Raw genomic sequence first — 12,468 nt, 5'->3', positions numbered from 1 at the left:
TACATGCAAAAAATTCTTAATTCGACAAAACTACTACTAGTCACAATTCTATTGCTTGCACTTCCACTTACCACGTCTGCTGCAGTTGTTGATCAGCAGAAGATTTCAGGGGGAGTAGACTATGAGTACAAGCAAGAAACAGTTTCTCAAAACCCACAGGCCATTCGAGTATTAACAACTAATTTAAATGATCCCTATACAAAAGTCGATGTTGGTATACCTAATCCATTAAACAGATTAGCTAGAGTAACAGCTCAGGCCAATGCCTATACTGGACCAGGCCAACAAGTAGCAGGAGCTATAAACGGCTCGTTCTTCAGTGGGGACCTACTTCCTATGTATTTGATTTCTTATCGTAATAAGTTAGTCAATGCAGGAATTATTGCATCTGGGGAAGATCAATACGTGAACGAGCCACTTGCATTTGGTATCGATGCGAACGGAAAAGCTAAAATAGATACATACAATTTAGATTTGACGTACACACATAATGGAATAACATCGGAAATTACGAGTACAAACAAACAGCGCACGAACGACAACACCATTTTATTTACACCAATCTTCCCTGGAGGAACTACTAAAACAAATCCTTTTGGGATGGAAGTAGTAATTTCAGGGGTACCTGGAGCGGTGGATTTGGAATTTGGAGAAACATTGACGGGTACAGTTTCCCATATTCGACCATACGGCACAGACGAAGTAACGAAAATTCCAGCTGACGGCTTTGTACTTTCAGCACACGGAACAGCAATGGAAGCTTTGAAACAAATGAAAATAGGTGACCCTGTTACGATCGATACAGGAATCGACCAAATGTGGATGGATGCATCATTCATGCTGACATCCGGACCAATGTTAGTAAAAGACGGAAATGTCGGCCTATCAATGGATCCTAATTCTAGTAAAGCAAGAGAACGTGCACCGCGAACAGCGATTGCAATTGATAAAACAGGTACAAAAGTTTGGATGGTAACAGTAGATGGACGCCAATCTGGCTACAGTACTGGTATGAGTCTAAATGAATTCGCTCAATATCTTAAATCGATGGGAGCTTATCGTGCACTTAACTTAGATGGTGGTGGATCGACTGCGATGGCAGTTCGTAAGCCAGGTGACACGAACGTTTCATTGTTCAACAAGCCTTCCGATGGTACAGAAAGAGCAGTGTCCACTGTTTTATATGCTCTTTCAACTGCACCAAAAGGAAATGCACAGTATATTACAGCAGAACTTTCTAAAGCTGGAGTCTATTTAAAAGGAACAAAAGGATCAGTAAAAACAGGCAAAGTTATGGACCAATACTATAATCCATTAACAACGGATGCTAAAGCTTTTTCAATCTCATCAGCTTTAATAACTCCAAGCGGCTTGAATTTCACAGCAGCAAAAGCGGGTAAAGGTACAATTGATGTGAAATACGGTACAGCAATAAAAGCGATACCATTTGAAGTAGTAGATAGTGTAACGAAAATTGAACCATCTGAAGCAAGTGCAACAATTCGGATGAGTTCTACAAAAGCCTTCTCGATAAATGCTTATGACGCGCAAAACCGTAAAATAGTGTTCGACTCTTCTCTTATTAAATGGGGAGTTACAGGGGAGATTGGTACAATCTCTACTAGCGGGCAACTCACAGCTACAAACAAGGAAGCAAAAGGAGCAGTAACAGCAACTCTAGGTGGTAAAACAGTGTCGATACCTGTTACTGTAAGTGGGACAACCGTACAACTGGACTCAATAGATAGCATTACGAACTGGACTGCATCAGCAGCAGAAGGAACTGCGTCCATTGTAAAAAATAGCAGCAAAGAAATTCCTTATGAAGGTTCAGGAGCATTAAAAGTTCAATACAATTTCTTGAACAAAACAGGAACCTCTGCAGCATACATTAATGCATCGAAATCTATCTCTACAGGAGACGTTCCAAAACAAATTGGCATGCGACTATATGGAGATGCAAGTAATTCTTGGGTCCGTGGTAAAATTGTAGATGGAAAAGGAACGGAGCATACAATCAATTTCACAGAAGAAAACGGTCTGAAGTGGAAAGGATGGAACTTCGTTACTGCAGACATTCCTGCAGGAGTAACAGCACCTGTTAAACTCGACCAAATTTATATCGCACAGCCAGCAGGAACAACGAAAACAGCTGGAACAATTTTAATCGACGATGTAAAAGCTATTTACACAGATTCATATAAAGAAGCACTATTCAAAGACACAGGATTAACATTCCGAGCAGAAAAAGAAATTGCAGACTTAGTAAACAAAGGAGTAATTGGAGGATATCAAGATGGTAAATTTGGTCCTTATCAAGAACTAACTCGTTTACAAGGAGCAATCCTACTTGCTCGTGCACTGGATCTACCTACTACAAATGTCCAAGATCCTGGATTCAGCGACATGCCAGCAGGTATTAACTTCTACGAGGAAGTAGCAGCAGTAGCAAACGCAGGCATAATCAAAGGGAAAGATGGTGGAGCGAAGTTTGACCCAAGCGGCAAGTTAACGCGTGCAGAAATGGCAGCGATTCTACAACGTGGATTCAAATTGCCACTGAGCGACACTAACTACTTCTCGGATACTAAAGGAAGCTTTGCTTACGACGCTATTAACTCTTTAGCTAAAAACGACATCACGCAAGGTATCGGATCTGGCAAATTTGGACCAGCTCAGTACATCACAAGAGTAGACTTCTCTGTATTCTTGTATAGAACCTTAAATAAATAGTTTGATAGAATATGAAACTCGAATAGACTCTCCTGATATAGGAGTACTATTCGAGTTTTTTTGTTGTATGGAAAAGAATGGTGAGCGCTAGTGGATCTCTACCTTTTTCTATTAACTAGCATGATTATAGTTAATTCAATTAAACGATAATGTTTTGGTGTTTTTTTAAAAGTTCATTTCTCACATAAAACACATTGCCTAATTTTCTACTAAGGATAATTGTATTAAAGGTTTTCTAATAACCTATAAAATACTTTAGTAGCCTCTGATCTCTGATTTGTTGAATCTAGGTCTTGATAATCGAGAATGGGTAAACTATTTATCGAACTTGTATAATTTATTAAAAACTAAATTACCTAATATATAATTTAATAGAGAAGAGTATTTAGATTTGAAAAACCTAAAATGAGGAATACTTTTCATTAATATTTATAGAAGATGATTCGTGAGACAATGATTAAATAAAATTACCAACAAAAAATATACTTTAATTTGTACAAGTTTTAATAATACTCCTTCACAGTACTCACTGTTCTATAGTCTCAAACGTCACGTTTGACTCGCTATTCCTACCTAAAGGGGCATTGGTGTTCGCATGATAAGTTGATTATTCTTAGGCTACCTAGGAATAACCGAATCATGCATGACTCTAAAGGAACTGAGCATTGACGAATTTTGAAGAAGTATTGGAGCAGTTTGAGCCGATGATTTCTGCCTGCATTCGAAAGTTATGTATTTACAAAAATCATGAGCTTTATCGCCAAGCTGGTGCAATCGCATTATGGAAGGCATTGGTAAAGTATGACGAGGAAAGAGGAGATTTTGCACCTTATGCATACCGTTCGATATACGGTGGAATGCTGGATGAATTAAAACGAGAAAAGCGGCAGGAGGAGCAAGTTGATCCTGTAGAGGATGACGAGCTGGCATTTTTGCTAGAACAATCTCTGGAGACAAGTTTACTTCGAGAGGATGTAGAAATTGCAGTTGAATCCTTGCAACCAAACGAGCGAGAGCTTTTAATGTGGATTTTTGTCGAGGGAATCTCGCTGCAGCAAGCAGCAACTAGAGTGGGTATATCGATACCAGGTATTAAAAAGAGACGGGAAAGGATACTGGCAAAATTAAGAGATCGTATGGATAAGTAAGAAATTCTTCGGGTATAGGACTTAATACTAAATATTGAAAAGTTAAAAGAGGTAATTAGGGATTATTTTTATAATATTGTATATATTTAGTATATTTTGACTAGTAAGTTATATGCTAGTTTGATAGGATAGACATAGGGAGGGGGCGAAAAGGGGGAAATGCAATGAAGGATAGTAAAAATAATTCAAAGTTGATCGATAGGGAAACATTATTGCTCGAACCTGTTTTTATAGATAAGGTAAAAACTCGAATCGTGACGACCCATGGAACTTACTATGCAAAAGAGAGTCCATTGGAGTTGTTGGAAGATGCATGTAATCGATTTGCATCCACATTCGAGGGTCGAGTGAAGGCAACGAGAAAATTAATGAATTATTCGGTAAAGACTCCACTTCTAATAGAACCAAATGGTTTAGGTGCATTTCCAACTATGTCCTATAGGCGTGTAGAATGTGTATGGATATTCAATCATCCTTTTTATGTGGATGAACTGGACAATGGAAAGTCACTCGTTCATTTTATGAACGGAATTTCAGTTCCTGTGCATACTTCGAAGAACGTACTACTAAAACAACACCAGAGACTCCACACCTCGTTAAACATATATAGTATGAATCATCGAAATAAGTAGGGTAATTGGCATTTAAGAAAACAAAAAATTGTCTCCCTCACTTGTATAAGTAACGCTCACCACTTGACTGGTGAGCGTTATTTTTTTGCGTCCCTGTGTTACACACAACTCCAACACGATTCTGAATAGTTTCAGAGTTGTGTGTAACACAGGAAACAGCAACTAGCTAACAGCTTTTTAAAACTACCATTCTATCAATTCAGGATACTCTTTAGCATAACGGATTTCTTCTGGGTGTAATCCCGACTCACGTCCAAACTCGTGAATGTCTTTCTATTCTCGGAGATAATGTTGATCTAATTCACCGAGTCTTTTGGCAAAAATGGTGAGATTCTTTTCTCGTTTAGTTTTATCCATTTGGATAAATTTGATGTTGTGCATATCTAAGTATTGTGTTGCATACTCTTCATATTTATTTGTATCCCAGATTCTATGAGGAGTGATGTATTTTTTTATTTGAGCAAATTTATTAACAGATAACGTTTCTTCTAAGTAAGTAGCAACGGCAGCTTGGAATTTACGGACGGTAGCAATTGTTGCGACCCAAGCATGTGTTTTATTTTTTTCTCATGCAGCGATATAAAGTCATTCAGTGCATAACAAACAAAAATCATCTCGGGCAAGTATGTTTCGAATGACAAATAGAAATTCATCTCTGATCCAGCGATGGAAAGTCTTAGCATTCGCTCGCGGTCAAGACCATTCGGAACATGTTGGGCACCTCGGTCTCCTATCATGGCATGTCGAATATCATAACAAACACCTAGTACCCGCAACCGAACTGCATCGTAATTTGTATATTCCATTTCCTTTCCTACAATTAGATGGAGAGCATCGTACAACTCTTCAAAATCATGATAATCCCCACTAGTAGTCACGCCAGCAAGGTTTGGCGTATTTTGCACTTGTATCAATGGCCTCCTCCTTTACTATATGTGTTTGAAACAATACTACACTATTCCAACACTATTCTACAATTCAATCATTCAACAAACGATTTTTGTAAATAAAAATGGAATAAACTCCCGTTCCGATAGTAAATCCAAGCTGAGCGAGAGTAACAAACCTAGCACCGAGAGTAATCACTAAATATCCAAGAGTAATCAACCTAGCCCCGAGAGTAATAACCGACTATCCGAGAGTAACCACAGTATCGGCAGAGAGTTTTCACCAAATAAGAACGAGTAAACAGCACGAAAGAATTGTATCATCATTCTTTTAAGAGCTATGCCTTAATACACAGAAATAATTTAACAATATAAATAGAAACAAAGTACTACCTCATGAGTTTAAAGTTTCAATTTTGAGAATTTTACAAAAAATAAACACTCTTTACAATTCCGCTTTGCTACAATGGAATTGTTTCACTATTAAAACTGTGGAAGGATGGGAATTTATATTCATATTTTCGAAACTTATTAAATAAGATAAGCGAACAGCAAATTAAATAGGAGGGAATTTATGAAAAAGAATAGAGTCAAAAAGTCCGTTGTAGTTTCCGTTCTTACCTTATCATTACTAGCCTCTGGGAGTGTCAGTTTTGCCAATAATTCAAATGGCAATAATAAGGGAGGAAACTCTGGTAAAACCTTCAATTTATCTATCATGCATACAAATGACACACATGCCCAATTAGATAATGTGGCCAAGCGTGTTACTGCAGTAAAAGACTATCGAAAAGCAAATCCAAACGCATTATTAGTCGATGCTGGGGATGTGTTCTCGGGAACTTTATACTTCAATGAATTCAAGGGACAAGCCGATGTAGAATTCATGAATTTGATGAATTATGATTTAATGACTTTTGGTAATCATGAGTTTGATTTGGGCTCTAGTGCTGAAGGGCATAAAGCATTAGCAGACTTTGTGAAAAAAGCTAATTTTCCGCTTGTAAGTGCGAATGCTGATTTTTCACAGGATGAGCATTTAAAAGGATTATTTAGTGTGAAAATACAAAATAACCCCAAAAGCAGTCAAATTTATAGTGGTATTATTAAAGTTATAAACGGAGAGAAAGTAGGGCTGTTTGGATTAACAACTGCAGAAACCAAGGATATTTCAAGCCCTGGAAAAGTGACATTTAATGATTATGTGAAAGCTGCTCAAAAAATGGTAGACGAGTTCGAGAAGCAAGGAATAAACAAAGTAATTGCTGTAACACATCTAGGCTATGATGATAATCCTGCTTATGACAATGACTTGCAGTTAGCCGCAAAAGTAAGTGGCATTGACGTAATTGTTGGCGGACATAGTCATACTAAACTAGAAAAACCAGTTGTTGTAGATAAAGATTTAACAGGAAAAGCGAAAGATCCGACGGTTATCGTACAAGCTTATCAATATAGTGAGTTTTTAGGAACATTGGATGTCGAGTTCGATAAAAGCGGAAAAGTAATTGAACACGCTGGCGAATTAATAAATGTTAACGCTCAAGTTGATGATGCTAAGGCAAAAGAGCTGTTAGTAAAATATTCATCAAAAATTAATGATTTGAAAAATGAGCTTACCGGAGCTAATGCGGTAAAGGCTTTAGAAAACCCGCGATCTAGTACTGGTGGTTCTAGTGTTCGAAGCAATGAAACCCCACTTGGGAATCTGATTGCGGATGGCATGCTTAAAAAAGCAAGAGAATACAACAAAGATGTAATTATGGCTTTCCAAAATGGTGGAGGAATCAGAGCTGCGATTAATCAAGGACCAATTACAGTTGGTGAAGTAATCACTGTCCTGCCTTTTGGGAATACATTAGCAACGATGAAACTTACAGGAGCTGAAATAAAGGCAGCATTTGAAATCAGCTTGAAAGAATTTCCGAAAGAAAACGGTGGATTCCTACATGTGTCAGGAGCAAAAGTTCGCTATGACTCCACGAAGCCGGTTGGACAACGTGTAGTTTCCGTCCATTACAAAAATGCAGATGGAACTTACACAGATCTCAAAGACGACAGCACATACACCATTGCAACGAATGCCTTTACTGCTAAAGGTGGAGATGGCTATGATGTACTGAAAAAAGCATACGAGAACGGTAGAGTAACAGATTTAGGTTTATCCGATTGGGAAAACTTCCGTGATCACTTAGTAAGTCTTGGTCAAGTTGACCCGCAAGTCGAAGGGCGCATCGTTGATGTAAAGGATGAAAAGCCAGACAATGAATATCCAGGTGGAGATATTGATGCAAAGGATTTTTCAGGAACGGTTGAAGTCCCAAAAATCTATAACGGCGACGTGACAGTTTCGGTTACAGATCTAAGCTCCCTTGGAAATGCCATTATTAAAGGTAATCTAACGTTAACAGGTACCTCTAATAATTTGTCACTTTCTAATATTATAGTTAGCGGCAACTTAGACCTTTCAGGACTAAACGTGGAAAATGTAGACCTTGATGGAATCATTGTTGATGGAGAAACTATTCTTTAACACACAAAGGAGAATTGTATAGATGCGTAAAAGGAATTGGAAAAGGTCCATAAATGCTTTCTTATCTGCCAGTTTAGTAGCTAGTTTAGTATTTCCCGCATTGCCAACGAGAGCAGTAGCCGCAACAAATGCATCTGATTTAATCATTTCAGAATATATAGAAGGTAGCAGCTTTAATAAGGCGATTGAACTTTACAATGGAACCGGTGCTGATGTGAATTTAAGTGCATACTCTCTTGAGCTTTATGCAAATGGCGTAACTGCACCTACCACTAAATTAAGTTTGACAGGCACATTGGAAAATGGAAAGACGTACGTACTTTATCATAACGATGCGAATGCTGATATAAAAAGCAAGGGAAACCTTGCGAATAGTACCGTCATAAATTTTAATGGTGATGACCCAGTCGTTCTGAAGAAAACTGGCACTGTCATTGATTCGATTGGGCAAATAGGGTCAAGAGCGCTGTTTGGATCGGATGTTACGCTCGTACGTAACAGTAATATTGTAACGGGAGATTCGAATACAAGTGACGTCTTCAATGCGGCTGATTGGACAAAATTAGCTAAAGACGATGCTTCCAATCTTGGCACTCATACGATGGATGGTGGAACTACACCACCAGAAGAAACGCCAGTAAGTGTGTCCATTGCAGATGCACGCTCGAAGGCTATTGGTGAAACCGTGACGATAAAAGCAATCGTTGCTGCCAACTTGAAAAATACCGTTTCTGTCCAAGATGCAACAGGCGGAATTGCTATCCGTCCCGCAAGTCTACCTGCTTCCATAGGAGATGAAGTAACACTTACTGGTAAGTTAGCAGAATTCCGAGGACTGCTTCAATTAGACGCAACCACAATAGTTAGCAAAGCAGAAAATGTGGGTCCTCCAACTCCTAAAGTTGTCACAGGAGCAGAAGTAAATGAAAACAATGAATCCCTTCTTGTCCAAGCAAAGCAAATTACATTAACCGCAGTAAATGCAGGAAACTATACAGCGACAGATGGAAAAACGCAGTTTATCGTTCGTGATGAAAACAGTTCACTAGGATTAGCTGTAGGGAAAACGTATGAATCTATTACTGGTATTGTTCAACAGTTTGATGCGGATTATCAAATTATCCCCCGCTCTGTTTCAGATATCGTTGAAGATAGCTCCATTATACAACCTGTTATAGCAAACCCGGGGAGTGGAACTTTTGTTGGAAGTACAACAGTTACATTATCCACAACTACGGCAAATTCAGAGATTTTTTACACAGTGGATGGAAAAGATCCAATAGAGTTTGGTGTAAAATATGTATCTCCAATTAACATCGCAAAAAATTCAACACTTAAAGCAGTTGTTAAAACACAAGATGGAACTTTCAGTGAAGTAAAGACATTCGACTATACAATTACGGATAGTCTGCAAATTCACGATATTCAAGGAGCAGGACACTTCACTTCTTTTGAAAATAAAACAGTCGAAGGAATTCAAGGAGTTGTTACTTACTCATTCTTGTTAAATGGTGCAACGTATTATCATATCCAAACACCAGATGAGTTAGCGGACGCGAATCCAAATACTTCTGAAGCTATTTTGCTTTATAGCGGAACAAATACATGGCCGGTTCAAGTAGGGGATTTAGTATCGGTTACCGGTCGAGTTAGTGAATTTGCATATGACGGCTATTCGGATCGTCAAGAAACTGACTTGAAAACTACGCAAATCAATGTTCGAAATGACCAAGGTGGAAAAGTGACGGTCCTTAAAAGAGGCGTAACTTTACCAGCTCCAATCATCATTGATGAAACTAAAATGTCTCTAGCAAAAATTGATAGCGACAATCTTACCGTGTTCAACCCAACAGTGGATGCAATCGATTTCTGGGAAAGTATCGAAGGCATGCGTGTGCAAGTTGGAAATGTGAAGGCGGTAGCGCCTCAAGAGCATGGCGATTTGATTACCGTTTTGGAAAGTGCTCCAACGAACTCCCTTCATGGCGGAGTTTTATATGAAAAGGATAATCAAAACCCTAATCGCGTACAATTCCGTTTAGAACCAAATGGATTAGGTCGTGAGTTCGAAGTAGCAACTGGCGATAAATTTAAAGGACCGATTATGGGAGTGGTAGGCTATTCATTCCAAAACTTTAAAATCTATGTTTCTTTAGATGAAATGAAAGCTGCTCATACAAAAGGAGCTGCAACACCAGAAAAAACAACCATTGAAAAAGCAGAAGATAAACTAACAATTGCATCCTATAATTTAGAAAACTTCTCGAATAACAAAACATCTACTACAGACGACAAAGCACGTAAATTAGCAAGAGCAATTGCTACGGATATGCAGAGTCCTGATATTGTTGGTGTCACAGAAGTCCAAGATAATAATGGAGAAGGCACTGGAGATTCCAAGGCAGATCAAAGCTATAGCAGACTGATCGCTGCAATTACTGCTGCTGGTGGACCAACCTATAAGTATGTAAATATTGACCCTGAAGTGAACAAAGACGGCGGTGCACCAAATGCAAATATACGTGTTGGATTCCTTTATAATCCAGAGCGAGTGAAATTGACAGAGGGTATTACTGCTGGAAATGCAACTGCTGCTGTTGGTTACCAAGATGGCAAGTTAACACTTAACCCAGGTAGAATCGATCCAACAAATAGTGCATTTAACAGTAGTCGTAAACCTTTAGCGGCACAATTTGATTTCCAAGGTGAAAGCGTCATTGTTATTGCGAATCACTGGAACTCTAAAACTGGTGATACACCACTATTTGGATCCATTCAACCACCAAAATACGACAGTGAAGTCCAACGTAAACAAATTGCGAAAATTGTTTCTGACTTTGTTGTAGATATTAAAACGAAAAACCCAGCTGCGAATGTTGTATCACTAGGTGACTTTAACGATTATCAATTTGCCGATGCCCTTTTAATTCATGAAGGTGAGCATATGACAAATATGATTAACAAAGTGGAAACATCCGATCGTTACACTTACCTATACCAAGGGAACTCGCAAGTGCTAGATCATATTTTAGTAACGAAGAATTTAGAAAATAAAACGAAAATAGACATTCTTCATATCAATGCAGACTTTACCGATATGGCAGGCCGTGCAAGTGACCATGATCCGGTAATGGTACAAATTGATCTATTGGCAGATGAAGTGGTTACACCGATTACCGCTGAAAAGTTTTACAATATCAAAAATCTACAAACAAAAAAACTAACTATTAGTAAACCTAGCGTTTCTATTACACTTGACGATGCTTCAGAAATCACGGAAGGCATTTTATTAACAAGTGATTATGCAGAATTCCATGGAGACGGTTTTGCAGAGCAAACTGTAACGATTAAACCAGAAAATGCTGGCGCAATTATGGATTTCAAAGGGACAAATGTTCAAAAAGTGATTATTGATGGTCCGAATGTGAAAGAAATAAGAGGTGCCGAAAATATTCAGGAATATGAATTTATTAACGGTGCAGATAGCAAAAACATAAAATTCTTCAATTCAAAGGGGGAGCCCATTGCGGCTCCTACCTTACCAGGTGAAAACCAAGCGCCAATCGTAATAAAAAATATTCCAAGCCAAACAGTTAAAACTGGAGACAGCCTTTCCATTCTATTAACAAATCATTTCGCAGACCCTGAGAAACAATCGCTATCGTTTTCTTCCACTTTAGGGACGATCGAAGGGGCTACGTTAAAACTAACACTTTCAGAAGGGAGTCATATTGTAGGAGTTACCGCTACAGATGGTGAAAAAAGTGTAACAACAAGCTTTAGCGTACTTGTAACTGCTGAGAGCACGCCATCCGATGACTATTATAAAGACGCTTTTGGTAAAGAGGGGCAAGCGTTAAAAGCAGCCCTACATGAAATAATTGACGAGCATACGCAGCTTTCTTATGACCAAGTATGGGAAGCATTACGAGAAACCGATGAGGATCCGAACAATAAAAACAACGTCATCTTGTTTTACTCGGGAGTTTCGCGCTCTAAAACTGCTAATGGTGGAAACGTAGGACAGTGGAACCGAGAGCACACATGGGCAAAATCCCATGGAGACTTCGGCACAACTAAAGGACCCGGAACAGATATTCACCATCTTAGACCTACTGACGTACAAGTAAATAGCGCTAGAGGAAACTTAGATTTTGATAACGGTGGCTCCGCTATTAGTGGATGTAATGGATGTAAAAAAACATCTAATTCTTTCGAAGCACCAGATCGTGTAAAGGGTGATGTGGCACGGATTTTATTTTACATGGCAACCCGCTACGAACAAGGAGATAAAGTAGACCTAGAACTAAACGAAAAACTAGGTAATGGAAGCGCACCATACCACGGCAAGCTTTCGACACTACTAAAATGGCACGAGCAAGACCCAGTCGATGAATTCGAACGCAACCGCAATAACACGATTCAAAAATGGCAAGGCAACCGCAATCCATTCATCGACCATCCGGAGTGGGTAAACCTAATTTGGCAACAAGTGGGTTCTTCTGAATTCCAAAAAGCTTCATAATTCAAGTAAC

5 protein-coding genes and 1 pseudogene are annotated in these 12,468 nt (G+C 38.7%); 5 read left to right on the top strand and 1 reads right to left on the bottom strand.

Annotated elements, in window-relative coordinates:
* Positions 1-3 precede the first annotated feature (3 nt).
* From ACIQX2_RS03210 to ACIQX2_RS03200, 3 genes are all read left to right on the top strand, one after another.
* Positions 4-2,733 carry a phosphodiester glycosidase family protein gene (locus tag ACIQX2_RS03210; RefSeq protein ID WP_402846884.1) on the top strand — a complete coding sequence of 910 codons (2,730 nt, stop codon included), beginning with the start codon at positions 4-6 and terminating at the stop codon, positions 2,731-2,733.
* Between the two features lie 665 nt (positions 2,734-3,398).
* Entirely contained in the window at positions 3,399-3,881 is a 483-nt protein-coding gene (locus ACIQX2_RS03205; RefSeq protein ID WP_402846882.1) for a sigma-70 family RNA polymerase sigma factor, read from the top strand.
* A 164-nt stretch (positions 3,882-4,045) separates the two neighbouring features.
* Entirely contained in the window at positions 4,046-4,513 is a 468-nt protein-coding gene (locus ACIQX2_RS03200) for a competence protein ComK (protein WP_402846880.1), read from the top strand.
* A 273-nt stretch (positions 4,514-4,786) separates the two neighbouring features.
* Here the strand turns inward: ACIQX2_RS03200 and ACIQX2_RS03195 are convergent.
* A pseudogene (locus ACIQX2_RS03195) lies at positions 4,787-5,391 on the bottom strand (DUF6904 family protein).
* Positions 5,392-5,974: 583 nt separating this feature from the next.
* Between ACIQX2_RS03195 and ACIQX2_RS03190 the strand changes: the two are divergent.
* Together ACIQX2_RS03190 and ACIQX2_RS03185 are read left to right on the top strand one after the other, a co-directional pair.
* The gene (locus tag ACIQX2_RS03190; RefSeq protein WP_402846878.1) at positions 5,975-7,933 is read left to right on the top strand and encodes a bifunctional metallophosphatase/5'-nucleotidase; all 1,959 of its coding nucleotides are present in this window, start codon (positions 5,975-5,977) and stop codon (positions 7,931-7,933) included.
* 22 nt (positions 7,934-7,955) lie between these two features.
* Positions 7,956-12,458 (top strand): endonuclease, encoded by a 4,503-nt coding sequence (locus ACIQX2_RS03185; protein WP_402846876.1) that lies wholly within the window; start codon positions 7,956-7,958, stop codon positions 12,456-12,458.
* Positions 12,459-12,468: the final 10 nt, after the last annotated feature.

The organism is Psychrobacillus sp. NPDC096623 (assembly GCF_044762655.1).
Lineage (GTDB): Bacteria > Bacillota > Bacilli > Bacillales_A > Planococcaceae > Psychrobacillus.
The sequence above is the reverse complement of the archived record's forward strand: the minus strand, read 5'-3'. Positions and strand labels throughout refer to the sequence as shown.

Bases quoted from the DNA above. Each gene is read 5' to 3' on its own strand.
- ACIQX2_RS03210 (WP_402846884.1), top strand. From the start codon at position 4: ATGCAAAAAATTCTTAATTCGACAAAACTACTACTAGTCACAATTCTA.
- ACIQX2_RS03190 (WP_402846878.1), top strand. From the start codon at position 5,975: ATGAAAAAGAATAGAGTCAAAAAGTCCGTTGTAGTTTCCGTTCTTACC.
- ACIQX2_RS03185 (WP_402846876.1), top strand. From the start codon at position 7,956: ATGCGTAAAAGGAATTGGAAAAGGTCCATAAATGCTTTCTTATCTGCC.
- ACIQX2_RS03200 (WP_402846880.1), top strand. From the start codon at position 4,046: ATGAAGGATAGTAAAAATAATTCAAAGTTGATCGATAGGGAAACATTA.